Genomic DNA, 23,654 nt, shown 5'->3' on the forward strand with positions numbered 1-23,654 from the left:
CTCACGAAGAGCTTGATCCGAGGGCCAAGTCCACGCAATGCGGAAAGGTCCGTTGCCTCATCCCCGGAAGTCCATTGCGATAGGCCCAGCCATCTTTCAACACCTCCAAAAGGGCTCCGTTTTCAAATCGCGACGGGTCCTCAACCACATCTTCCCTGCAGACCAGGATATCGGCGCGTTTGCCCTCCAATAGTGTTCCTGTATCGGTTTGTCCAAGTTGATCTGCCGCCAACCCCGTCGCTCCGAACCATGCTGCCAGAGGCGGTATGCCCTCTGCGATCAATGCCACCAACTCCATGTAATTCCGGCCATGCATATCGGGTAATACCGGATCAGTGCCAGCCAACAGTTTGAGCCCGCTAGCTTGCGCAGTTTTGACTGCCTGAGCATGGCTCTCTGCCACCTGTTGAACTTTGGCGCGAATGAAGGCATTGAACCCCTCTGACTGAGCCAATTTTTGCCCCACCCATGCAGTCGGAGTCACCACACACCCCTTCGCATAGGCCAATTCGGCCAGGTCCTCATTCATAAATGAAATGTGTTGGATATCCTTAACTCCAGCCTGAATGGCCAACTTGATGCCATTTCGACTATGGGCATGGGCGGCCACATACATCCCCCGCCCAGCCGCTTCGTCACAGATCGCTTCCATTTCTTCAAGAGTAAAATCCCGATGCTCCAGATGGTCGGTAGGAGACACTACACCCGGGCTGGCACAAATTTTCACAAGATCGCCCCCGCAGGCCGCAATCTCTCTTACCCGCTTTCGGCATTCCCACGGCCCATCGACGATACTAGAAGGACGACCGGGGCCAGCAGGCCACAAACGGGAAAGCTCCCCGCAGCACCGATCCGGCCCTCGAAAATCCGCATGCCCTCCGGTAGTGGAGAGCATGCATATGGCCAACTTGAGACGTGGACCTAACACCACCCCCTGATCCACCAGTCGTTTCAGAACAGAGGTGGCTCCACCCACATCCCGCAGGGTCGTCACGCCTCCCTGAACTAAGGTGCGATATAAGATACGTTCAGCCCAAAACGGGGCCTCCGGTGAATTCATTCGGTCCAGTTCAGCATTTCCCACTCCCCAAAGTGTCACATGCCCATGACAGTCGATAAGTCCTGGGGTGACGGTATAGGTTGCGCAGTCGATCCGATGAACATCAGATCCCTGAGGACGAGCGGGGTTATGAGGAGTAACGGCCTGGATGGTTCCATCATCTATCCACACATCAACTCGTTCGTGAATAGACCTGGCTGTGGCCGACGTCCCATCATAGAGTTTGTGTATATTTGAGAGAACAATCATCACATTCCTCTTTTCAAGATATAAATCTTATGAACCCTCCACTTTTTCTTTACCGTATATTCGTCAATATCTGCAACACATTCGATCACGCTCATTCCCGGAAGACTCCTCCGGACAAGCAGGGGATGTTCGGCCTCCCCTCTGAGCGTCCCTTAATCCGGAGGCGTTCACTTTTTAACACCTGGTAATAAATCACATCAATAACATTGTTGGCATTGAAATTTTGCGGATTCATAATAAACATGATAATCTTCGAAAATGTTGACTCATCTCTTTTCTCCATTCATACGAGATGCATTTGTCAATTATGTTTTATTTCGGAATACCTCTCGAAGTTTTTCATCATTGGTCTAAAACTAGAAATCATCATTTCCTCAATACGGTTATCGCAACGAATTTCCCATCTGCTTGAGGGATAACCATCACATCACATGAGGTGTAGCCAGGCATGACCACGTTCGCCCACCGGCATATTGGAAGCAATGAGAGCCAAATTCAAGAAATGTTAGGAGCGCTGGGGCTCTCTTCACTCAATGCCCTTATGCAAGCCACGGTTCCGCAGGAAATTCGCCTCGCCCGATCCTTGGATTTGCCCCCGGCACAATCGGAAGAAGCGGTGCTTGCTGAACTCCGCCACCTCAGCGCACGCAATCAAGTCTATCGATCATTTCTCGGCATGGGTTATTACGATTGTCTGACCCCACCGGTGATTGGACGGAACATTCTGGAAAATCCCGCCTGGTATACCCAATATACGCCCTATCAAGCGGAAATTGCCCAGGGACGATTAGAGGCGTTACTCAATTTTCAAACCATGGTCGCCGATCTGACTGCGCTTCCCCTGGCTAATGCCTCACTGCTAGACGAAGCCACGGCAGCGGCGGAAGCCATGAGCATGTGTCAGGCACTCAGCACCCTGCAGGGACGTACCTTTTTCGTCGCGGAGGATTGTCACCCGCAAATCATTGGCGTCCTACAGACTCGGGCCAAGCCATTGAATATCTCAATTACCATAGGGAATCCGGATACATTACATTTTTCAAACGATGAGACCTTCTTCGGCATTCTCCTCTCCTATCCGTCCACTGACGGCACGCTCCGCTCCTATGAAGCCCTGGTCCGGAAGGCACATGAAGCGGGGGCACTCGTCGTGGTCAGTACGGATCTCCTCGCCCTAACCCTCTTAGTGCCACCCGGAGAATGGGGAGCGGATATTGCGGTGGGGTCATCGCAACGATTTGGGGTCCCGCTGGGCTATGGCGGTCCCCACGCGGCATTTCTGGCCACAAAAGAGGCCTTCAAACGACACATTCCAGGCAGGATGGTGGGAGTATCCAAAGACGCTCACGGCCAAACGGCATACCGCCTGGCCCTCCAAACCCGAGAGCAACATATCCGGCGCGATCGAGCCACGAGTAACATTTGTACCGCACAGGTGCTGCTGGCAAATATGGCCGGCATGTATGCGGTCTACCATGGCCCGGAAGGATTAAAAAACATCGCCACCAAAGTTCATCACCTTACGGCGCTCACAGCCGAGGGACTTCGTCGCTTGGGATGTCAACTCGACTCCACTGCCTTCTTTGATACCCTCCGGGTTCGGTGCCCGCACCTGAGCCCGGCCCAAATCATTAAGAATAGTCAGCAGAGTTTCATCAATCTTCGACAATATCCAGACGGGTCCTTTGGCATCGCGTTGGACGAAGCGACCACCATCACAGACGTGAGTCAGCTCTTGACCCTTTTCACCGACAATACATCACTTCCCTTCTCCTTACACGATCTGGCGGAACAACTCGGTTCCTCCATCCCAAACACCTTTCAGCGACATTCTCCTTTCCTCACACATCCTGTTTTTCACGACTATCATTCCGAGCACGAATTGCTCAGGTATATGTATCGGCTCCAATCGAAGGACCTCTCCCTCGTCCATTCCATGATTCCCTTGGGATCATGCACCATGAAGCTCAATGCGACGGCGGAGATGGTTCCCGTGACATGGCCGGAATTCAGTCGGATTCACCCCTTTGCCCCCAGTGAGCAGGCGCAAGGATATCAGTTGTTGTTTCGGCAATTGGAGGCATGGCTCGCCGAAATCACCGGATTTGAGGCTGTTTCACTTCAACCCAACGCCGGCTCTCAAGGAGAATATACCGGATTGATGGTTATTCGGGCCTACCAAGAGGAGCAAGGGCAGAAAAGACGGAATATCTGTCTTATTCCGGTATCCGCGCACGGGACCAACCCGGCGAGTGCGGTCATCGCCGGATTGAAGGTCGTTCCTGTCGCCTGTGATAACCATGGAAACATCGACATTCAGGATTTAGAAGCCAAGTCAGCACAATACCATGACACCCTCTCCTGTTTAATGGTGACATACCCATCTACCCATGGCGTATTCGAAGAAGGCATTCGCAAGGTCTGTGAAATCGTGCACACACATGGAGGCCAAGTCTATTTGGATGGCGCCAATATGAATGCCATGGTTGGCTTGGTGCATCCAGGTGCATTCGGGGCCGATGTGTGCCATCTCAACCTGCACAAAACCTTTTGTATCCCCCACGGTGGCGGGGGCCCAGGGATGGGCCCCATTGCCGTCGCCTCTCACTTGGCCCCCTTTCTACCAGGTCATCCCTTGGTACAGGTAGGAGGACCAAAAGGTATCGGGCCCATCGCCGCTGCCCCGTATGGCAGCCCGAATATTCTTCCTATCTCTTGGGTCTTCATTAAGCTCATGGGCGGAGAGGGACTCACAAAAGCCTCTCAAGTGGCCATCCTCAATGCCAACTATATGGCCAACAAATTAGATAAACATTATTCGATGCTCTTTGCGGGTAAAAACGGTATGGCGGCCCACGAATTTATTTTAGATCTTCGTCCTTTCAAAAAATCAGCGGACATCGAAGTGGAAGATGTGGCCAAACGGCTCATGGATTTCGGATTCCATGCTCCCACGATTTCATGGCCCGTCCCCGGCACCATGATGATCGAGCCAACCGAAAGTGAATCCAAGGCGGAATTAGACCGATATTGCGATGCGCTCATTCTGATCCGCCAGGAAATTGCCGAAATTGAAGCAGGTCGCCTCCCTCGCGACAATAATCCTTTAAAACATGCGCCTCATACCATTGAGATCCTCACGCAATCTGAATGGCCGCATCCCTATTCCCGTGAAACTGCGGCATTTCCAGCTCCCTGGTTACGGCAGCATAAATTTTGGCCATCCGTCTCCAGGATCGATAATGTCTATGGAGATCGGAATTTGGTCTGTACCTGTCCACCCATGGACACCTATTCATCCTAGACTTCCTCTAGGCTTTTCATCGACCATTGGATAGCCCGTTCCTATTCTTGATGGGGAAACAGCATCCAACCACATGAAAGCCTCCAGCCCGCATCATCTGCTCATTGCCATGCTTTCGGGCATTGTCGTCGGCATTCTCCTGGGTGGGCTTGCACCATCCATCGGATTGAGCCTCGCATTTATCGGTGACCTGTTTTTACAAGCCTTGTTCGCGCTCGTCGTCCCCTTGGTTATGAGCTCAATGATTGTCGGCATTGCCAGTTTGGGGGACGTGCGGCAACTCGGATCTATCGGCCTTCGCACCATCCTATTTTTCATGACGACGACTGGACTGGCTGTGTTGGTCGGCTTGATCTTGGTCATCGTCATTCACCCTGGAACCCCGAACGAACAAGCCAGCCCTGATACACCAGCGTTACAGACCACAAACCTGTCAGAACGAATGGAAGACAAACCCACCACCCTAGGTGATTTGTTTAAATCCATCCTTACGAGTTTAGTCCCCAAAAATTTATTTGCGGCCATGGCCGAAACACAAATCTTGCCGTTGATCGTCTTTGCCTTGGTCTTTGGTGGAGTCCTCACCACCATAGGCGAAAGAGGCACGTTGGTCATTCGAGTCTTTGAAGGCATCAACGAGGCTATGATGGCCATCGTCCACCTACTCATGTGGGTCGCCCCGGTAGGCATTGGCGCCTTGTTAGCCGGACGGTTAGGCGAAGCCGGGGGGTTCACAGGATTTTTGCCCCAGTTGGTGAGCTTAGGAACCTATGTAGGTACCGTGCTCCTTGCCTTAGCCATTCATGGCTTAGTCATGCTTCCTTTATCTTTACGATTTATCGGTCAACGTTCCGTCCCAGCTTATGCCAAAGCCATGAGTACCCCACTGATGACCGCCTTCTCAACCAGCTCCAGTTCGGCCACCCTCCCCCTCACGATGGAAGGCCTGATTGAAGAAGCAAAGGTTTCTCGACGGGTCGTGAGTTTCGTGGTCCCCTTAGGAGCCACCATCAATATGAATGGAACCGCGCTCTATGAAGCCGTGGCGGCGATGTTTATTGCCCAAACCTATGGGATTGAAATGGGGTTAGGCGAAACCATTGTGGTCTTGCTCACCGCCACCCTCTCTGCAATAGGCGCTGCAGGTATTCCGGAGGCTGGGCTCGTCACAATGGTCATTGTGCTCAAAGCCGTGGACCTGCCAATTGAAGGTATTTCCCTAATCTTGGTGGTGGATTGGTTTTTAGATCGTTGCAGGACCACCGTCAACGTCTGGGGCGACGCAGTCGGCGCGGCGGTGATTGATCGGTGGGAATCTGCTAACAAGACATAAAGCTTCTCTTCGTCTACCATCCTTTTCGTTCCCGTAACTACCCCAAAGGAATGCCCACTCTAGGGATCATGAAATAGCTTGATCAACTTTTCTCATTTGATGTTTGCCGGGTTTCGCCCCGGCAGACGATCTACTTTTCTTTCGGGAAAAGTAGACAAAACCATTGACGCCCAGTCAGGCCACATCAGATGGGACGGACGCCAGAGGGAGAGCGGACCAACTCGCTCCGCTCAAACAAGGCCCGCAAGATGAGCAAGAGCGTCCGTCCCTAAGACCTGACTGAAGGCGTCGAACTTTTGGAAGAGTGAGTCATATAAGGATATATGACACTAATGCGTCGGCTTGTTTAGCAAGAACGACAAAAGTCCTTGGCTTGCAGAGCAGGAGGCAAACCAGAACCGCAGAAGATGGCCAATCATAATATAAAGCTTACCCTGCACTATATCATCAAAATTTGGCCATCCTTACTCAAGATGACTTCCCTTCAGAACAATATCCGCAGGTATTTCTATTGGGTCTAAGCTACCTTTATTTTATCCCTCTATAATGTGAATATTTTGAATTGGGTTTAACGACAAATCTAGTAAATTTTTTAAAGGCCATGGCAATGATTGTATGCAGATATTTTTCCAATGTTTACCCTGTCGAAACACTCCGAAACCTTTTATTTAAAGTATCCAATCCAAGCGAACTAAATGATCCCTTCGAAAACTCTGCATATTTCAGAAAACCTGAAGAGAAAGAATGGGAATATTATCTTAAGCAAGATTCAACTATTGAGGAATATTACATTTTTGCACATCGCCAATTTGGGATAACCAAGGAGGAATTTCTGGAGAAATGGGAAGGCAGTGTTAGGCAAAATGTTCAGACGGGTCTCATGCAAACTGATGAGGCATCATGGATTTGATGAAAGGAAATGATTTTGCGCACATTAAAATTCGTCATGCAAAAATTCATGAAACCAAGTTTGAATTAATTTATGAAACCCAAAATTTCACTTAGATTTTTTAAAAGAATAATTTTTCGAACCCCTTAAACGGCATCCAGTATCTCCCTCCGTGACGCCTTCCGTTCGGCCTTCGGGTCGGACGCTCTTTAGGTTGGCGGGCCTTGTTTGAGCGGAGCGAGTTGGTCCGCTCTTCAATTCTGCGTCAGACCACTCCAATGTGGCCGGACGGGGCGTCAATGGTTTTCCCTACTTTTGCCAAAACAAAAGTAGGTCGCCTGCCGGGGCGAAATCCGGCACCACCAATTATTGATTGGACATTATGGTTGTGAATACACAAGAAGGATTCCCGAAAACAACCGGGAATGATGAAGTACAGAAAATAATTTCTAGAGGCCCTTGCGATCTTCTCGTGGAATAGCCAACTTGGCATCTAGAAAATCCTGGTGACTAAGATCCATGCCTTTCGCAATAATTCGAATTTCCTCAATTTCCTCAAACGAGGTCTGATCGGCCGCATTGGCCACTTCAAATAAACAATGGAGAAATTCTTTCCGCTCAGTCCTCGTCGTTAATTCCTTAAAACGTTTCACCAATCGTACGCTATCCAACCCTCGAAAAATCCGGTGATGACTGATTTCCGCCACCAGTTGTGCCTGTTCGTCTGTTAATGCCCAGTGACGTTTAAGTACGGCACTCATGGCCGTGGTTTCTACTGAATCCACCACATGATCAACGCCGGCTACTCGTGCCATCAATCCTGCCGCAAGGCACAGCTTGCGAATCTCGGCATCAGGGAGATCAAAGGTGATGCCCCGATCTCGTAATTCCATAGTGACCTGGAAATAAATGGTGTTTTTAATGAAATCTTCCAATCGACTTTCACGATCATGCTCGTCGGTATAACGCTGCCCCCGCAGATTCAGTATTTGCCGAAATGGTCGTCGAAGATGTTCTAAAAATCCGCTACTCCCCTCCTCAAGATCGGCTTTAAGTTGTTGGACCACTTCTGTCTGTTGATCTCCACCTGAGGTTTCTGAGGTCAGAAGCTTTCCAATCGTCGTTACAGCCAGGGCTTTATCCTCTGCTGATCCCATACGTCCTAGCACACGATGTAAAAGACGTTGCCGTTCTTCCTCGCTCACCGGCGAAACCATATACAGCTCTAATTCCATCCATTCCTCTCCGGAAATCTCCGGCAATTGAAACAAGAGTTCTTTTAACCCGTTCACTTCGGTGGACGACAGCTTCCCGTCAGCCCATGCGGCACCGATCAAAAGTTTACCAAGTTCAAGAATAAAGCTTTTATCGACCATCCCTGTCCTCCCTTTCTGTAGACTCTAGGCATAGCATACCTGTAATTCACCAGGCTCGCCTGCCTCGTCACCGACATGCATGATGTGGGAAATTCCAGAGTCAGTATACCGAAGGGAATCCTGAGGCTAAAGAACCCGGTGAAATGAGGAACAAGAAGCATCCCCGACACCGAACGGAACCGGCGCGAAGATACTTATGAATCACCAATGAAACCAAGGGAATCCAGAATTGCTCTCAACACATCTTTCCACGTGACAATCCCCAGAACCTCACCACCAACAGTCGTGATGGGGAGGCAAGAGACCCCTCGGGCTAACATCAGTTCGGCCGCTTCCTGCAAAGAGCAGGATGAACGAACCGTCACCGGATGATGCGACATAATTTGATGGACACGTTTATTGAGGGTCGCCCGATCACGGGTGGTTTCCGACATCGTTCCGACAAACGGACTGACGGCTTTCAACATATCCCGGTCGGAAATAATGCCCACTAGTCTGTCATTGTCCACGACGAGTAGATGATGAAATGGGACTTTCTTGAAAATATCCTTGACCACCTCAAGTGAATCATCCATCTCAACGGTCACAACCCTGGTCGTCATAATTCTGCCGATTACCCTGGTTCTCGTCTCTGACTCCACCTTACGAGGTCCTCATGGTATAGGGTGACTGAAATCAGTCCTTTCCACAAAACTTGGTCGTCAGCTCTATAGCCGTCACTTTTCCTTTTCGGCATCCTAGAAATAAAAGTTTACAGGGGCCTTTTTTACTTCATCTCATCAACATTGCAATGGACGAGGGGTGTCAATCATGCGGAAAGCCCTTCTGTCCGCAGGATTCCACAGAGCCATCCTGGGAAAAATCCCGCGATAGGACTGCGATTACCTACCTCACCAGTTACACAAATTCAGCAATCGCACACTAGACTCATTGCCCTGTTTATCTCAGGAAGAGGCCATTCCTGGCTCTGGTCTCCTTCCCACCGTACGTCAGATCATCTTTTGCGGATTCACGGGATCTTTGCACATCTCGCCCGGCGGAGTTGAACAAAATATTCATGTCGATGAATGGGGCAGGGTACTCAGCAGTTCTTTCACAAGGCTCAGCAGATCATTCGGGAGAAAGGGTTTAGAGAGTGTGCGGGTTGCACCAAACTCAGCCGCCTCCACCAAAAATCCCAAATCACGGCTCTCACCTCCCGACATGGCAATCATTAATGGAGGAGAAGGCGTCCCAGCAAGTACACGTATCACTTCCAGACCATCCATTTCGGGCATGAGCACATCCGTTATGACCAGATCAACGGGACTCTCATGATAGAGCCTTAATCCCAGTCGGCCATCGGAGGCAGTCCGAACATCATAGCCCTCCATCACCAACCGATCTCGCAATGCTGAACATAATCCGGGGTCATCGTCTAAGAGTAAAATTGTCGCTTTCACATATCCACCTCACCAGGATCTCGATACCGTTCCTCCCGACACAACTTTGCATATTTTTCGTGGGTGTTGTCGGATTTCACGGTCAAGCATTTATTTCCTCAAAAAAGGGCTTGAGAAGCCTATTGTTTGCCTGCCCGGGACACCAACGTCAGAAGCTCCTGAAAATCGAACGGTTTTGACAGAAGAGCAAAAGCCCCTGCTTGCTTTGCTTCCTTTTCAATTTCCTTTGTCATATTACCACTCACGAGTATGACTCGCACATCCTGTCCCTTCACCCGGTAGGACAAGGCTTTGAGAAAATCGAGCCCATTGATAACGGGCATATGATAATCTGATATGATGATATCCACATCAAGGCCTCCATCCAACAAGACCAGGGCCTCCCGACCATCCTCGGCTTCCTTAGCTGTAAAGCCGTGACTCTCCAAATACAGACGCATGGCCTGCCTGTAAGGCCGGTCGTCTTCAATTAATAGAATTGGTTTTTTCATATGATACGCCCATGGAATAGCCACATAGGTGTTGGGGAGCGCTCCTTGGCCTGCGACCTCGTCTATTGTTCCCAGGTTCATGAATTGCTAGCTGATAAAGAGGTTATCAATCAATTAGTCCCTGCTCCGCCCAACTTCCTATATAAGCAAAAGTATTGCCAAGCTTTTCCTGCATAGCAATCAGTAAATTATTTGGAGTAACACCTTGAAATTAAAAGCAAAATTTTCTTAGCGCTCTGCCCGTTACCCATGAGGAGTGAGCAAATTCCCAATTCAGTTATCTAAATGGATAAGGGGCGTATCCCTTGTGATGCTTGTAGAACAACGCATTTAGAAGATGCTCTCCTAAGGAAATATTTTTCATGCTCCCTGTACTTCATAGGTTTTTTCAGGAAAGGAGAGGACGTGTCTATCAACAATGAGACGGGGGCACAATCTCTTCGCCCAAAGAAACTTTAAAGGGGTTCTTATGCCGAACATGCCTCTCATTTCTCATTTGATACCCTATGAGAAAATTGCTAAAAGAAGTCTCCAAGTTCTCTGCATACAATCCTTATTTTTGATTGCCCTTGAAGCATGAAAGTCAAATTTTCTCAATTTCATTCTGACCAATTTTCGTTTTCCGAAGATCCGGTGTTGATCCTGGAAGATTTTTGGAGTCAGGAAGAACGGAAGGTTGTTCGGGAAGCCATGGCACAATCAAAATGGATTGCCCTGGCCGATATGCCACCAGTGGCTCAAGCCTTTCCCAATTGCGGAAATTGGCAGAAATCAGACATTGGCCCTTCTGATGCTACTCACTTCATCCAACGGGTCGGAATGTCCTGCATTGCCGCCTATGTTGAATCCTTCCCAAACATCAAAAAGCGGCATGTTAATTTTAACTATTATTCGTATGGCGCGGGTGACTGTCTCCCCACCCATGACGATACCGACGACCTCTATTCCTATGCCGAGGGCCGTCGACCGCCAACTCGGCGTCTCGCCTTGGTCACCTATTTCCACGAGGAGTGGCATCCGGACTGGGGAGGGGAACTTATCTTGTATGGTCCTCCCACGAACTCTAAAAAGAATACGTCATTACAGGTGACACATTGCATCCCTCCATTGCCGGGATCTCTGGTCATTTTCGTCGTGCCTCGCCAACATCGGGTCTGCCGGGTGGACGTTCTTGCCGGAAACCATAAACGCCTTTCTATCGCCGGATGGTTCATGACAGAACATTGAAATACCTCACACCACCTAAACATTGTTCAGTCCTATCACTTCTACTCCGGAAGAGATCCCACTTCCTTAGGCTGTGATGCAGCAGAGCCTTCCAAGCTTGGAGTTCCTACCGTGAAGGCTCACAAAGTGCCTCAGATGGGTGAAACGTTGCCGTATCCTAGCGGGCGTTGAGAAACTCAAAATTCTTCTGAGAGCTTGTCTGGATCAAAAATTGTACGAACCCCTGAGGGAAGCTGGATGTTCAAAAAGGCACGTCTAGCAAGGCCGGAAGGACCACATATATAAGCATGGGAATCTGAGGACTGGCCACACAGTCCACTTGGGGATTACAATCGTATACGGTTCATTGGGCAAGAGAGATTGGAAATACTGCTTGCTATTTCAAACTTTCGCCGGCGGCGTCAGTAATTTGAATTTTAAGGAGATGGGCAATGGATAAGGTATCGGATTATATTTTTGTGACCAACGTGATTCCTCAACATATTTGCCAAGACGTTCTTGAGGAAATTAAAAACAAAGAGTGGAAGCCCCATACCTGGTATAACTATTCAGCCAATAATTTTAAATCCGAGCCTGAGAAAGAATTAGATACCCTTAATACCACCCAAGCCCTACAGGATAAGTTAGCCCCGTTTATTTGCCAATCCGTCGAAGAATATATGATGAAGTTTGCGAAACAAGAAGATGAACGCATTAAAAGTTTTATCCAAACCTTCACCCCCATACGGTTTAACCGGTACCGCACTGGGACCATGATGAGGAAACATTACGATCATATTCATTCCATTTTTGACGGGAAATATAAAGGCATTCCCATCTTGTCCTTATTAGGGGTGCTGAACGAGGGCTATGAAGGGGGCGAATTTTTATTCTCTTCCGACTACGAGGTAAAACTTAAAGCCGGAGATATGCTCGTCTTTCCCTCGAACTTTATGTATCCACATGAAGTCAAAGAAGTCACGAAAGGGGAACGATACACGTTTGTGGGTTGGGCATTTTAAATTGTGTGACTTCGGGAGATCGCAACACTCATGATTTATCCTATGGCCTCAAAAACTCGATGCGGATGACCCATTCCACGCTCCTCTTCGGCGCGACCTCCATTCTTGGGTTCAACCTGGCCAGATTATTTCCGGAAACCATTCTGCCGTTTATCTCCCCGGGCAATTCTTCGAAATCAGTTTGTGAGTGGCCGGTCCTCCAAATGGAAAATCCAGATTGGGTGGAACACACCTTGGCTCAGTATCAACCGAAGGTCCTGTTGTATTGCCATGCGGTGTGTGATGTGCCGAAGTGTGAAGCCGACCCCGCTTGGGCGCATGAGATCAACGTCCAACATCTCGATCGTGTGGTAGAGAAACTACCAGCCCAAATCCGATTGGTGTATGTGTCTTCTGATCATGTCTTTGGTGGGGATGGGGAATACAATGAATATTCTCCCCCGTGTCCCATTAGTGTGTATGGCCAGACCCGTGTCAACGCAGAAAAGCTGGTCTTGAATCGACAAGGGTCGCTGGTCATTCGGACGGGTCTGGCGATTGGCCCTTCACCGAACGGGCGCACAGGGCATTTGGATTGGCTTCGTTACCGCACTCAACAACATCTTCCCATTACTATTGTTGAAGATGAATCTCGCTCCGTTGTGTGGGTGACGGATCTGGCCAGACGCGTCATGAAATTCGCACAAAGCACTGAGACAGGCATCCGGCATATCTCCGCCACTCGGGCTGTATCGAGAGTGGAATTGGCCAAGCATCTGATGTCGATTTTGGGAGAACCTCCTACTTTCCGTTGTGAGAGCCGTCATCAACGGCCGTCCCCCCATTTGGGCCGGGTGGAATTAACCAGCGCCTATGCCGATAGCCTTTCTTGGCCCTTGGCAAGCGTCCTGGATGGATGAACAATCTACAAAAATATAAAAATAAATTGATTTCGTAAAAGAGTATTACTCTACACCGAATCGATTCGAAATGATGCGACAGAACTTTCTGGCGATGCCAGATTTTTTAAGATTTTTAACTTTTTATGCTATCGTGACTGGGATCTTTTCTCCTCTAGCCTTCTACTATTACTCCGGATTGGTTTTAGATGGTCCATATGGACAATTCCTGATCGATGGAACAAGATTCCTCTTGCTGCCATTTGGGGCGACTCTTTCTTGGTGCGCCTATCTCTTTCTCACGAAATCTCCTTTTGCTAGACAACTCTATCTGGGTACTTGGAGCATTTGGCTCTTTTTCATGTGCCTTTTTTCTTTTCTGTATGTCGGGCCTGGAAAAGCTTTTTTTTCTCCGATTTTTTGGGGAACCATAAGCTTCTCATGTTCCATTATCACGCTGATTGCCTGGTATTTGTTCTGTAAACATTCTGTCATTATCTACTTTTTACCGCCCGGTCCAAAAAAATGACTTGCCAGTAAAAAGAGCGCAGCGCCCCATAACCGTTGCCTTAATCCTTCTAATTAAGTGTCTGGTGGCTGAGGGCTTGGGTAGAAGTTTAAAAAGGAACAGCAAATATAACGGTCCGAATAATCATACTCAGGAAGCAAAAGGTTCAAAGGTGTAGGCCAACAGTGAACTCAACATGATTTGCGACTCCCCAGTCATGCTAATCCCAAAGCAGGCCGTCATCTAGATTTTCTTACAGATTAACCCCGAGACAAGCCAACCGCTCTGGCTTGCTAATCAAAAAAATCCGGCCAAAGCACAGATACCTGGATTTTGAAAAATTGAACTGTGGGATTCAACTGCGTTCCGGAATTTTCTTCTGAATTGTGTGGCGGGTGTACCCAATGCGAGGAGTCTGGACGTTCGATCAATCTGTAACCGGCTAGACGGATGAAGAATGGGAGGCTAGAAATACGAGCTGCAACCCGATGATTGTTTTGGCATCACAAATCGTGCCGTCCTGAATACCGGCCAACGCCTTTTCAAGCGGCCATTCCACCACTTCCAACACTTCGTCGTGGTCCAAATTCTGGCGTCCTTCCTTCAGATCCGTTCCCCGGTAGATATGGATGACTTCATCCGTAAATCCTGGAGCGGTCCAAATACTGGTGAGCAACTCCAACTGACCGGCCTGATAGCCAATCTCTTCCTCCAGCTCGCGTGCTGCACAGATGAGCGGGTCTTCCTGGGGATGCAGTTTGCCCGCGGGGATTTCATAAATAAATCCTCCGGCTGCATGGCGAAATTGCCGAATGAGAATAACAGTACCGTCACCTTTAATCGGCACGACAGCCGAGGCGCCAGGATGGCGAATGACTTCTAATTGGGTGAATTGCCCATTGGGCAATTTCACCGTTTCGCGGTTGAGAATTAAGACTTTTCCGGCATAGATATGTTCGATCGACACAGGAGTTCTCGTTTCAGTCAGATTCAGGAATACTACAATAGCATTTTAAGATTTTGGACGTTTGTAAAACGGAAGCGTGACAATCTTGGCTTGTACCCGTTTTCCACGAATGTCGATTTCAAGCGACATGCCTTCCTTGCACAGTGCAGGGGGCACAAATCCTAAGCCAATCCCTTTTTGCAAAATTGGCGAAAAATTTCCACTGGTGACCTTACCCACCAATTGTCCATTGCTGAAAATAGTCATGTCGTGGCGGGGAATACCGCGTTCCACCATTTCCAAGGCAGCAAGCTGACGAGTGAGACCATCCCTCTGCTGTTTGCGTAGCGCGAGGTGCCCTTCAAACTCGCCTTTATCCCAGGCTACTACCCACTCGGAACTGGCTTCCAGCGGGGAGGTGTTCTCATCCATATCGTTGCCATACAGCAAGTAGCCCACGTCTAATCGCAAAAGATCTCGCGCCCCTAGCCCTGCGGCCTTGGCTTCGAATTCCGCGCCGGCCTTCAAGAGTCGATCCCACGCGGAGGCCGCTTGCGCCGCAGGCACATACCATTCATATCCAAGCTCTCCGGTATATCCCGTTCGACTCAGCAACCCGGAAAACTCCGTGCCCTCCAATGCCAAACAATGGCGGGTCTTCAGGGTTTCGATTTGCATTCCTATGAGGTTTTGCATAATGGCTTTTGATGCAGGCCCTTGAATGGCAATTTGGGCCAACTCTGTTGATTGATCATGAATGATCGCTCGCGGAAATTTTTCCGACTGATGTTTTAAGAACCATTGGAGCATCTTTTCCCGATTGGAGGCATTGACGCAAACCAAAAACGAGGAGGACCCGGTTCTGTAGACAAACACATCATCGAGAATGCCTCCGGAGGATTGACAGACCATGCCATATTGAGCCTGCCCTTTCTGGAGGCGACTGACGTCATTGGTACTGACCCATTGAAGAAAGGCTTCAGCCTGGTCTCCTGATACCTCGATGCGTCCCATGTGACTGACGTCGAAGAAACCAGCCGATTGCCTGACCGCAAAATATTCCTCAAGGACACCAGTATATTGAACGGGCATGAGCCAGCCGGCGAAATCCACCAGCTTGGCATTGAGGGCACGATGGGCGTGAACGAGCGGAGTTTCGTTCATCAACGCAGGTCGAGCAGTTCGACTTCAAAGATGAGAGTGGCATTGGGGGGAACCGCTGCTCCGGCCCCTCGGGAACCGTATCCCAATTGAGGCGGGATTACCAATTTGCGGATACCGCCGATTTTCATCCCTTCGACGCCCTCGTCCCAACCCTTAATCACCCGGCCCTCCCCTAATCGAAAGGAAAAAGGTGAATTACGATCTTTAGAGCTATCGAATTTTTTTCCGTCGGTGAGTGTCCCCGTGTAATGGACGATGGCGGTTTCTCCCGCATGGGCTTCACGCCCGGAACCAATGGCGAGATCGACATACTGTAATCCGGAAGGCGTGGTCACCATCGCTTCTCCCGCAGCCTTACCGGACAAAGGATTCAATACAAATATCATGAGAAGGATGATCCAAGACCCTATAATGAATACGGGTAATCGAAAACCTGATTGTAATGTCATACCGTTTTTCATGAACCTCTCTCTTTGCTAGTGTGAAACGTATCCGATGCCATGCCCATTGATGGGCGAGACACGTCTTCGTAAAACAGCGCTATACTGGCCGTATAGCCATGCAAAAAATTCTTCCCGCTCACGGGGCCAATTTCTCCACCTGCAAAAAACCCCGCTATCGGCATGGTCCCCATTTGTTGATGCAGAGTGGACACATCATGGTGAGGAGTTTCGAAAAATCGCCGTCCACGCCCATTACAACTAAATAGCAACGCGCCTTTTGGCAGGCTGTCCGGATGGGTCACTCGCTCCTTCGATAAAAGTAAATGGAAGTCTTCACTCGCGGCATGAGCATCCCGCACATGGAACTGAATCGTCTGGCCTTCCTGAACAAAATCCGCGATGGCGAGACTCCCAGATTCTCGATCGGCTCCTAACAGGCCACGGATCAAAAAGTCCCCCTGACCGAATTCCGGTCGATGTTCGTCCATAGCAATACCCACTTGGAGTCCGTACGCCGCTTGTTGTTGTTCGTGTTCATCCAACGCTTTCAAGGTGGTTTCCAACCGTTCCAACGGCGGGATTCCCCCAAGCTCCTGAATGACATTCCGATCGACCTTGGTCACAACATACCGTTCACCAATAGGTTGACACCCTTGAGACACCACCGTCCGGATTTCCAATCCACCCTTAACAGCCACGCCTACGACCCCGGATCCAAGAATGTCTCGATTAAAGACCAGGCGGCTTTCTCCGACATCCATGCCTCCACTGGCAATTCCCCCAATAGCGGACGAGCCGGGAGCATGCTCCTCCAACAAGGACAATAATTCATCTATGGGGGTAGAAAACGGATCGGCAAAGAGGAAAAACGTGTAAGGATGGGTAGTGGCTTCTAATGCCACCGGCCAGCCATCCAGTGACGCTCCCTCACCCTCTAAGTTTGGCGTTAACTTGAAGGGCACCACTCGCATATCAGTGCTTCTCAGGCCCCAGAGCACCAGACCAGGATGTTCTTCAATTTCCTGATCGCCTCCAATGACCCCTTGTCCCATACACCCCACCAGTGCCTGAGGACGAAGGTTCTCGTGGATGATATCGACCATGCGCTGAATGTCTGAGGAATAATGGGGAGAAAAAAAGACAAATGCGAGATGACACTCCGCTTGGCCTAATGCCTCATACACTGATGCGGCTACCGCATTTGCGGCTACTTCAGGATGAGCTTCTTTGGAAAGGGCAACGTGACACTGCATCATAATTCAATTGTTATAAAGTCTAGCAATCCCCGCCAAACGATGTCCATGAAAGAGGTTTGGTAAATTTTTCCCTCTATTCCTACCCCGTCCCGATAAAACCAAAGAACATTCACCCTAGACGTAATAAGTTGCTTACTGAATTGGGCGACCATAGGCATTTAAAATCGAACGGAGTCTTTCAACCGAGATTGCCTCAAAGCGTCGTCCATCTCTTCCTGTAACCGTTGTGGCTTGTAGCAAGGCGTTGAGAATGGCCTCTTCGGTGGCCTCCACCGTGGCTTGAAACAAGGGGTTGATATGGGTATCGGCAAGATGAGCCATAAAAAATGTCCGGTGTTCCGGATAATGAGGAATAACATTGCCGGTAGAAAACGCCAGGACAAAATCTCCACTGCCATGATGGGAGATGGACCCGGTTCGCGCCAATCCTATGGTAGCCCGGCGGGAGAGTCTAGACAGTTGGCGTGCATCAAGCGGAGCATCCGTCGCGATGATGATGATAATAGACCCGCTGTCCTGCCGTCTTTGAGGGGGGACCGCTCCCGGAAGCTCGCCCAGAGCTGCCACGATCGATTCTTCCAGTTCTTTGTGTGAAACCATTGGCAGATCCGTATTATAAACTTGGCCCACCGGCACTCCCGCGATCGTTAGTTCATGACGACGGCCATGGTTAGCATTCACCAACACGCCGACACGATATCCTCCATCTTCAGATGGAAGCACTCGAGAGGCGGTACCAATGCCGCCTTTAAATTGATAGGACACCATCCCCGTCCCTGCCCCGACAGACCCCTCTGGAACGGGACCTCTTGTTGCCGTTTCCAGGGCGTGGACCACATCTTCCGGAGACACATGCCTTCCCTGACTATCATTCAGTCGGCTATCGTCGCATTCAGCCACCACAGGCGTGAGCGTATCATCAGTAATTCCAATGTCGGGATAGCGCTGAATCATCCAGCTCATAACGCCATCTGCCACACGAGGGACATTCAACGTATTCGTTAACGCGATGGGATATTCTAAAAACCCTGATTCCGCCACCCAGGCCAATCCCGTCATTTCCCCTGTCCCATTTATCACAAACGCTCCTGCTGGAACTTTATGATGCCAAACATCTTCACGCGGAATAATGACCGTCACACCGGTCCGAACAGGGCCTTGACCTACCTGCAAGGCCCCCTCGCCTTCATGAATGGTGACATGTCCTACTTTCACCCCTTGAACATCGGTGATGGCATTCATTTCCCCCGGAGCATACCGGCCTATGGTGATCCCAAGATCCTTTACATGGGGGCGAGCTTCTACCAAATCATGAGTAGCAGAGGTATTGGCCAATACCGCAGAGGCAGTCCATGCCCAGCCAATTCCTAAAATGCAAAAAAGATAGGCCTGAAGACCCTGCTTCAAATTAGGAAAACGCATATTGCCAGTCCTACCTGTCTACCCGTCCTCCAGCCCATTCACCAATAGCAGGGAAGAGTCATTCACACGATTGATTAGGGAAAGGACGGGGGTGTCCAGGGATATTCCTTTTCATACATATGGTAAGGGGTTTCTTGAAATCCAAGGTGGGCATAAGCCTGCTGGGCCCGATGATTTTTCTCTTCCACATAGAGCCGATATCCACAAACGGGTTCTTGATTCAAACGGGCTTGGCTTTGCACATACTCAAAAAGCTGCCGAAAGATTTGCTGTTGACGCTGATCTGGATACACGTACACACTTTGAAGCCACCAAAAATTCCCGTTTCGCCAATCGCTCCACTCAAAGGTGACCAAAATCTGCCCCACTACTATAAGTGCGCCACCATTGCGAGACTTTTCTGCAACTGCATACCATCCCTTACCAGAATCTTTGAGAATTGCCTCTATACCCATCTCAAGAATTCGCACATCTAATTCTCGATTTTCAGTTTCCCTGGCTAAAGCCAAGTTGAAACCTACAATAGATTTCAAATCAGACATGGTTGCCCGTCTGATTATTACCGGGGATGACATGTCCATTCCCAGGTCAACTATCCTTCGTCGGACCATTTGCTGGCGACAGCCATCCCGATCGGGGGCGGTAGAGTCCGGCTGAAAACTCCATTTTCATTGCCTCTTCTGGTGGTAACTGAATTCGATTCACACTTTCTTTTGGAACAAAGGCCAGATAGCCGGTAAACGGATGGATTGCTGTCGGAACAAAGACCATCATTAGAGTTCCTTCAGGGACAACTTGTAGCCTGGGTGGAGGTAATCCCATGTCAAAACCTAAAGCCCAAAGCCCGTCACGAGGAAACGGAAATGCGACGACTTTGCTTTGACCAAACCGATCGCGGAACTTGAGGACATCCGCCATACTTTTAAGGGTATAGTAAATACTACGCACAAAAGGAATACGCTCCAAAGAATCTTCCAATTTTCGATGGATTTGCTGGCCAAGTAAATGGGTCGTTCCCATGCCCACCCAGAGGACAAGAAGACAAAAAAATGTGATCCCTGAACCCGGAATCCTCACGCCATATAATGCCCACACAATGTCTACCGTCATATGCTCTAAGGTTTCGAGTAGTGTATAGAGGATTAATAAGGTCCCCCAGGCTGGAATAATAAGAAATAAACCAGTCAGGAGATACCGTTTGAAAGTATGGTCAGCAAGGGCATGCATAAAATATGTGGAGCTAGGAGATGCCAGCAGTCTACCAAAAACCTACTCACTCCGCAGCATCAGAGACACAGAGATTTGTTTGCATACAAATCGGTATTTTCTGAAAATTTCTTGCTACAAAAGAAGGCCAGTGTTACTCTTCACTGGGAGAAAATTTCGTCAATTTTTGGCACGTATTGAAAGGAGTTAGATGGTGCGCCCCGAAGATACAACTAAAGGAAAAGGTGATATTGCTCCTGACCTATTGGCAATACTTTGTTGTCCAGAGACAAAGCAAGAGGTGTGTTTATTGGACCAAACCGTTGTTCAACGACTGAACCAAAAAATCTCAAAAGGAGAATTGAAGACGAAGGGAGGTCAACTCGTCACTGAACAAATCGATGGAGGACTTCTTCGAAAAGACAACACTTTATTTTACCCTATCCGTGATCAAATTCCCATTATGCTTATTGAAGAAGGGATTCCAATAGAGAAATCCGATCTCTCATCAATGTAAGCCTTTAGCCTCAACGTTTTTCCGATAATAAAGCGGTAATTATTTTTTTGGGAATAGACTTTTCATAAACTTTGTGTACTCCGACCTCCTTTTTTAAACCACCATAGTGATCGACCAATCTGGACGACCACATAGATAAAGACTCCAAAAAAAATCCCATAATATCCATACGACTCGATCGGCCAATTCTGTCCACCATGCAGAAGAAATCCCAATGCCACATGGGCCCCCAACCCTAAACATAAGGCTAAGATAATCCACTCACGGACCATTGTTTTTCTAGACAACCCCATGTTAGTTCCGGATACTCAGTGCAATGAGCAGAGCTTGGACCATTCCTGGAATGGTCCAACACTGATTGGCAGGCAATTATACAGGGCTTTTCGTTGATTCGATTTCCGTGGCAGTGATCAAACTGACGAGATAATCCGTTACAAAAATTAGGGCTTCTTCTCTCCCATCCGCCCGACGCCCTTTTTCCCTACGTTGTATGGAGAGCTCATGTTCCAGATCTGACTTCACGTCCCCTAATAACTTCTGGAGGGAGGCTGTCGTCAGGTTCATGTCCACATCCTCTAATTCTTGACAGCGGTCTAAAACCCAGTTGAGCCCTTCTACCCGACCAAAATACCGTTCTTGTTCAGCTGCATCAATTCGGGCCATGGTTGAGGCAAATGCTTGCCCTTCATAAATCAGGTTGTAAAAACTCGCCACGGCACGATGTAAAATTGAATTCATTATCCGTTCCTCACAAGAAAAATTATTGTACTCTCTCTTCGATTATATACTGCTATTCAGAATCCTTCTAGGACTTTTTCATTATAATTGTACAACGAGTTTGCTTTTTTATTGGTCTGGTGACCTCAGGTAAATAATAAAGGATGAAATTCGGCCATAAACCCATAATATAAGGGTGCAAATTGTTTCAGGCTATTGGGACTATTTTCTTTGAGCCGTTTAAAAAAGAAAACCTGGTGGGTCGGATCCATTTTTTCCAAAAGTTTCCCTAACTCCGACATTGAGAATTTGCCTTGCGGAACACTTAAGATATAGTGAACCAATCGTTCCACAAATTGATGCATAACATATTCACTGTCCAAATATTGTTTTGGAATTTCACCATTTTTAATGATTTCGGCAAAGGATACAGCCTGCGCCGAAAACGGGAGATCTTCTATGGTTTTTGAGGGTTTCGTCACGCTTCTTTATAACTCCAAATTGGCCTCATCGCCCAAGAATTCAACATTTTCATATAGTTAATAAGTGATTGTATCAGGGGTTCCCTGTATATCAAAACATTTATACCAATTTTTTTACCACAATTTTTGTAAATATTCCCTGAAAGGCAAAATAATTGAAAATTTATCAAACCACACCAACCACCCAATTCCGTTCTAAATCCATTTCTATCAATTAACAAGATTAGCCCCAAATTTTATATATTGCCAATACATAAAATTTTTCGGGCAACCCTAACAGAAACCGGGTACCTCATTTCCCAATAATGCCACTTCAAAACATCTCAGTTCAGTTTTAAATACGAGATCCTATCTAATAAGTGGATCGGCAACCCCCCAAAAAAAAGCAGGGGGCGACGCATGTCGCCCCCTGCTCTTCGGGTTCCCCTCTGGGCTCCCTGCTTACAGCCAGTTCACCCGCTCCGCCGGGCGGATGTAAATCGGCTCTTCCACTTGCTGCCGCACCGCTTCCTTGCCCGATTTGTTGAACCCCAACACCGTGTCGTTGTACATCTCAAACTTCCGCCCATGGATTTGGGTTTCAAACACTTTCGGCCCCGGAATCACGTCATACCGGAAGATGATCTGTTGGCTCGCCCGCCACAACTGCAGCACCGCCAACAACTCCCGGCTCGGCACCAGATACTTCTCAATCGCATTATCTACCCCCGGCCCGAACATCTGCCGGATGTAGCCCCGCGGCGCCTGCCGCGGTGGGATGTAAAACCCGTTGGGTTCCGTGCCCCATTGCGGATACAACGGCAACGCCACTTGTTCCACCCGGATGGCATAGTACAACGGATTCCAGCGATCTTCCGCCCAGAGCCCGTCATCGCCCACCTTCACCAACCCTTGCAGCCGGATTTTGCCCACGCACGCCGCCATACACCGCGTCTCCATCGGCTCGCCCCCCGTTAAGGGGTCTTTGCCTTCCACCCGCGGATAGCACGCAATACACTTCTCACTCACCCGCGTCGTCCCCCGGTACATCGGCTTTTTAAACGGGCATTGCTCCACACACTTCTTGTACCCCCGGCACCGGTTCTGGTCGATCAACACAATCCCGTCTTCCGGCCGCTTGTAGATGGCCTTCCGCGGACACGCCGCCAGACACCCCGGATACGTACAGTGGTTACAGATGCGTTGCAGATAGAAGAAGTACGTCTCATGCTCCGGCAAGCTGCTGCCTTGCATTTTCCACGGCTCTTCTTTCGTGAACCCCGTCTTATCCACCCCTTCCACGATCGCCCGCATCGAGGTCGCCGTATCTTCATAGATATTCACAAACCGCCATTCCTGGTCGGTCGGGATATAGCCAATGGCGGCCTGCCCGATCTTGGCGCCCGCATCAAAGATCGTCATTCCTTCAAACACCCCATACGGCGCATGGTGTTTACGGCCCACCCGCACGTTCCACACCTGCCCGCCCGGATTGACCTGCTCAATCAACTGCGTGATCTTCACATCGTAAAACTGCGGATAGCCCCCGTACGGCTTCGTTTCCACGTTGTTCCACCACATGTATTCCTGCCCTTTGCTGAACAGCCACGTCGACTTGTCCGCCATCGAGCAGGTTTGACACGCCAAACACCGGTTGATGTTAAAGACAAACGCAAACTGCCATTTCGGATGCCGCTCCTCATACGGATACAGCATCTTTCGTCCTAACTGCCAGTTATACACTTCAGGCATTGTCGTCCTCCG

Annotated in this window: 23 protein-coding genes; 7 read left to right on the forward strand and 16 right to left on the reverse strand. The window is 49.1% G+C overall.

The window, feature by feature from the left end:
* Position 1: 1 nt before the first annotated feature.
* The gene (locus PP769_RS03155; protein ID WP_312645039.1) at positions 2 to 1,309 is read right to left on the reverse strand and encodes a metal-dependent hydrolase family protein; all 1,308 of its coding nucleotides are present in this window, start codon (positions 1,307 to 1,309) and stop codon (positions 2 to 4) included.
* A 448-nt stretch (positions 1,310 to 1,757) separates the two neighbouring features.
* Here PP769_RS03155 and gcvP point away from each other — a divergent pair, with 448 nt between their 5' ends.
* From gcvP to PP769_RS03170, 3 genes are all read left to right on the forward strand, one after another.
* Entirely contained in the window at positions 1,758 to 4,613 is a 2,856-nt protein-coding gene (gene gcvP / locus PP769_RS03160; protein WP_312645041.1) for an aminomethyl-transferring glycine dehydrogenase, read from the forward strand.
* A 73-nt stretch (positions 4,614 to 4,686) separates the two neighbouring features.
* On the forward strand, positions 4,687 to 5,946 hold the full coding sequence (locus PP769_RS03165) for a dicarboxylate/amino acid:cation symporter (RefSeq protein WP_312645043.1): 1,260 nt from the start codon (positions 4,687 to 4,689) through the stop codon (positions 5,944 to 5,946).
* Between the two features lie 601 nt (positions 5,947 to 6,547).
* Positions 6,548 to 6,856: a hypothetical protein gene (locus PP769_RS03170; RefSeq protein ID WP_312645045.1), complete on the forward strand. Its 309-nt coding sequence runs from the start codon at positions 6,548 to 6,550 to the stop codon at positions 6,854 to 6,856.
* Positions 6,857 to 7,284: 428 nt separating this feature from the next.
* On the opposite strand, the gene PP769_RS03175 is transcribed toward PP769_RS03170, so the two are convergent.
* The 4 genes from PP769_RS03175 to PP769_RS03190 all read right to left on the reverse strand — a co-directional run bounded on the left by PP769_RS03175 (position 7,285) and on the right by PP769_RS03190 (position 10,144).
* Positions 7,285 to 8,211, reverse strand: a complete 927-nt coding sequence (locus PP769_RS03175) for a tellurite resistance TerB family protein (protein WP_312645047.1) — start codon at positions 8,209 to 8,211, stop codon at positions 7,285 to 7,287.
* A gap of 194 nt (positions 8,212 to 8,405) precedes the next feature.
* The gene (locus PP769_RS03180) at positions 8,406 to 8,813 is read right to left on the reverse strand and encodes a CBS domain-containing protein (RefSeq protein ID WP_312645049.1); all 408 of its coding nucleotides are present in this window, start codon (positions 8,811 to 8,813) and stop codon (positions 8,406 to 8,408) included.
* A gap of 453 nt (positions 8,814 to 9,266) precedes the next feature.
* Positions 9,267 to 9,653, reverse strand: a complete 387-nt coding sequence (locus tag PP769_RS03185; protein WP_312645051.1) for a response regulator — start codon at positions 9,651 to 9,653, stop codon at positions 9,267 to 9,269.
* 119 nt (positions 9,654 to 9,772) lie between these two features.
* Complete coding sequence (locus PP769_RS03190) at positions 9,773 to 10,144, reverse strand: response regulator (protein ID WP_312645053.1); 372 nt, start codon at positions 10,142 to 10,144, stop codon at positions 9,773 to 9,775.
* Positions 10,145 to 10,720: 576 nt separating this feature from the next.
* On the opposite strand from PP769_RS03190, the gene PP769_RS03195 reads away from it, so the two are divergent.
* From PP769_RS03195 to PP769_RS03205, 3 genes are all read left to right on the forward strand, one after another.
* A complete protein-coding gene (locus PP769_RS03195) occupies positions 10,721 to 11,371 on the forward strand; it encodes a 2OG-Fe(II) oxygenase (RefSeq protein ID WP_312645055.1) in 651 nt (216 codons plus the stop codon).
* A gap of 431 nt (positions 11,372 to 11,802) precedes the next feature.
* The gene (locus PP769_RS03200) at positions 11,803 to 12,372 is read left to right on the forward strand and encodes a 2OG-Fe(II) oxygenase (RefSeq protein WP_312645057.1); all 570 of its coding nucleotides are present in this window, start codon (positions 11,803 to 11,805) and stop codon (positions 12,370 to 12,372) included.
* Between the two features lie 5 nt (positions 12,373 to 12,377).
* Positions 12,378 to 13,271, forward strand: coding sequence for an SDR family oxidoreductase (locus tag PP769_RS03205; protein WP_312645059.1), 894 nt, complete (start codon positions 12,378 to 12,380; stop codon positions 13,269 to 13,271).
* A 929-nt stretch (positions 13,272 to 14,200) separates the two neighbouring features.
* On the opposite strand, the gene PP769_RS03210 is transcribed toward PP769_RS03205, so the two are convergent.
* The 7 genes from PP769_RS03210 to PP769_RS03240 form a co-directional block, all read right to left on the reverse strand.
* Complete coding sequence (locus tag PP769_RS03210) at positions 14,201 to 14,725, reverse strand: NUDIX hydrolase (protein WP_312645061.1); 525 nt, start codon at positions 14,723 to 14,725, stop codon at positions 14,201 to 14,203.
* Between the two features lie 45 nt (positions 14,726 to 14,770).
* Positions 14,771 to 15,868, reverse strand: coding sequence for a glycine cleavage system aminomethyltransferase GcvT (gene gcvT, locus PP769_RS03215; protein ID WP_312645063.1), 1,098 nt, complete (start codon positions 15,866 to 15,868; stop codon positions 14,771 to 14,773).
* Entirely contained in the window at positions 15,868 to 16,254 is a 387-nt protein-coding gene (locus PP769_RS03220; protein ID WP_312645065.1) for an FKBP-type peptidyl-prolyl cis-trans isomerase, read from the reverse strand. The genes gcvT and PP769_RS03220 overlap by 1 nt, the downstream gene beginning before the upstream one ends.
* A 71-nt stretch (positions 16,255 to 16,325) precedes the next feature.
* Positions 16,326 to 17,567 (reverse strand): FIST signal transduction protein, encoded by a 1,242-nt coding sequence (locus PP769_RS03225; RefSeq protein WP_312645067.1) that lies wholly within the window; start codon positions 17,565 to 17,567, stop codon positions 16,326 to 16,328.
* A gap of 132 nt (positions 17,568 to 17,699) precedes the next feature.
* Complete coding sequence (locus PP769_RS03230) at positions 17,700 to 18,989, reverse strand: DmpA family aminopeptidase (RefSeq protein ID WP_312645069.1); 1,290 nt, start codon at positions 18,987 to 18,989, stop codon at positions 17,700 to 17,702.
* Between the two features lie 74 nt (positions 18,990 to 19,063).
* Entirely contained in the window at positions 19,064 to 19,531 is a 468-nt protein-coding gene (locus PP769_RS03235; protein ID WP_312645071.1) for a GNAT family N-acetyltransferase, read from the reverse strand.
* A gap of 46 nt (positions 19,532 to 19,577) precedes the next feature.
* The gene (locus tag PP769_RS03240; RefSeq protein WP_312645073.1) at positions 19,578 to 20,216 is read right to left on the reverse strand and encodes a DUF502 domain-containing protein; all 639 of its coding nucleotides are present in this window, start codon (positions 20,214 to 20,216) and stop codon (positions 19,578 to 19,580) included.
* Between the two features lie 190 nt (positions 20,217 to 20,406).
* Here PP769_RS03240 and PP769_RS03245 point away from each other — a divergent pair, with 190 nt between their 5' ends.
* Positions 20,407 to 20,712, forward strand: a complete 306-nt coding sequence (locus PP769_RS03245) for a Trm112 family protein (RefSeq protein ID WP_312645075.1) — start codon at positions 20,407 to 20,409, stop codon at positions 20,710 to 20,712.
* Positions 20,713 to 20,774: 62 nt separating this feature from the next.
* On the opposite strand, the gene PP769_RS03250 is transcribed toward PP769_RS03245, so the two are convergent.
* The 4 genes from PP769_RS03250 to PP769_RS03265 form a co-directional block, all read right to left on the reverse strand.
* Positions 20,775 to 21,005: a hypothetical protein gene (locus PP769_RS03250; protein WP_312645077.1), complete on the reverse strand. Its 231-nt coding sequence runs from the start codon at positions 21,003 to 21,005 to the stop codon at positions 20,775 to 20,777.
* 76 nt (positions 21,006 to 21,081) lie between these two features.
* The gene (locus PP769_RS03255; RefSeq protein WP_312645104.1) at positions 21,082 to 21,450 is read right to left on the reverse strand and encodes a hypothetical protein; all 369 of its coding nucleotides are present in this window, start codon (positions 21,448 to 21,450) and stop codon (positions 21,082 to 21,084) included.
* 125 nt (positions 21,451 to 21,575) lie between these two features.
* On the reverse strand, positions 21,576 to 21,911 hold the full coding sequence (locus PP769_RS03260; RefSeq protein ID WP_312645158.1) for a fibroblast growth factor: 336 nt from the start codon (positions 21,909 to 21,911) through the stop codon (positions 21,576 to 21,578).
* Between the two features lie 441 nt (positions 21,912 to 22,352).
* Positions 22,353 to 23,642 (reverse strand): 4Fe-4S dicluster domain-containing protein, encoded by a 1,290-nt coding sequence (locus PP769_RS03265; protein WP_312644280.1) that lies wholly within the window; start codon positions 23,640 to 23,642, stop codon positions 22,353 to 22,355.
* Positions 23,643 to 23,654 lie beyond the last annotated feature (12 nt).

This window comes from Candidatus Nitrospira allomarina, from assembly GCF_032050975.1.
Lineage (GTDB): Bacteria > Nitrospirota > Nitrospiria > Nitrospirales > UBA8639 > Nitrospira_E > Nitrospira_E allomarina.

Bases quoted from the DNA above. Each gene is read 5' to 3' on its own strand.
- PP769_RS03225 (WP_312645067.1), bottom strand. From the start codon at position 17,567: ATGATGCAGTGTCACGTTGCCCTTTCCAAAGAAGCTCATCCTGAAGTA.
- PP769_RS03265 (WP_312644280.1), bottom strand. From the start codon at position 23,642: ATGCCTGAAGTGTATAACTGGCAGTTAGGACGAAAGATGCTGTATCCG.
- PP769_RS03250 (WP_312645077.1), bottom strand. From the start codon at position 21,005: ATGGGGTTGTCTAGAAAAACAATGGTCCGTGAGTGGATTATCTTAGCC.
- PP769_RS03235 (WP_312645071.1), bottom strand. From the start codon at position 19,531: ATGTCTGATTTGAAATCTATTGTAGGTTTCAACTTGGCTTTAGCCAGG.
- PP769_RS03255 (WP_312645104.1), bottom strand. From the start codon at position 21,450: ATGAATTCAATTTTACATCGTGCCGTGGCGAGTTTTTACAACCTGATT.
- PP769_RS03245 (WP_312645075.1), top strand. From the start codon at position 20,407: ATGGTGCGCCCCGAAGATACAACTAAAGGAAAAGGTGATATTGCTCCT.
- PP769_RS03195 (WP_312645055.1), top strand. From the start codon at position 10,721: ATGAAAGTCAAATTTTCTCAATTTCATTCTGACCAATTTTCGTTTTCC.
- PP769_RS03155 (WP_312645039.1), bottom strand. From the start codon at position 1,309: ATGATTGTTCTCTCAAATATACACAAACTCTATGATGGGACGTCGGCC.
- gcvP (WP_312645041.1), top strand. From the start codon at position 1,758: ATGACCACGTTCGCCCACCGGCATATTGGAAGCAATGAGAGCCAAATT.
- PP769_RS03230 (WP_312645069.1), bottom strand. From the start codon at position 18,989: ATGCGTTTTCCTAATTTGAAGCAGGGTCTTCAGGCCTATCTTTTTTGC.
- PP769_RS03175 (WP_312645047.1), bottom strand. From the start codon at position 8,211: ATGGTCGATAAAAGCTTTATTCTTGAACTTGGTAAACTTTTGATCGGT.
- PP769_RS03190 (WP_312645053.1), bottom strand. From the start codon at position 10,144: ATGAAAAAACCAATTCTATTAATTGAAGACGACCGGCCTTACAGGCAG.
- PP769_RS03170 (WP_312645045.1), top strand. From the start codon at position 6,548: ATGGCAATGATTGTATGCAGATATTTTTCCAATGTTTACCCTGTCGAA.
- PP769_RS03220 (WP_312645065.1), bottom strand. From the start codon at position 16,254: ATGATATTTGTATTGAATCCTTTGTCCGGTAAGGCTGCGGGAGAAGCG.
- PP769_RS03240 (WP_312645073.1), bottom strand. From the start codon at position 20,216: ATGCATGCCCTTGCTGACCATACTTTCAAACGGTATCTCCTGACTGGT.
- gcvT (WP_312645063.1), bottom strand. From the start codon at position 15,868: ATGAACGAAACTCCGCTCGTTCACGCCCATCGTGCCCTCAATGCCAAG.
- PP769_RS03200 (WP_312645057.1), top strand. From the start codon at position 11,803: ATGGATAAGGTATCGGATTATATTTTTGTGACCAACGTGATTCCTCAA.
- PP769_RS03180 (WP_312645049.1), bottom strand. From the start codon at position 8,813: ATGACGACCAGGGTTGTGACCGTTGAGATGGATGATTCACTTGAGGTG.
- PP769_RS03165 (WP_312645043.1), top strand. From the start codon at position 4,687: ATGAAAGCCTCCAGCCCGCATCATCTGCTCATTGCCATGCTTTCGGGC.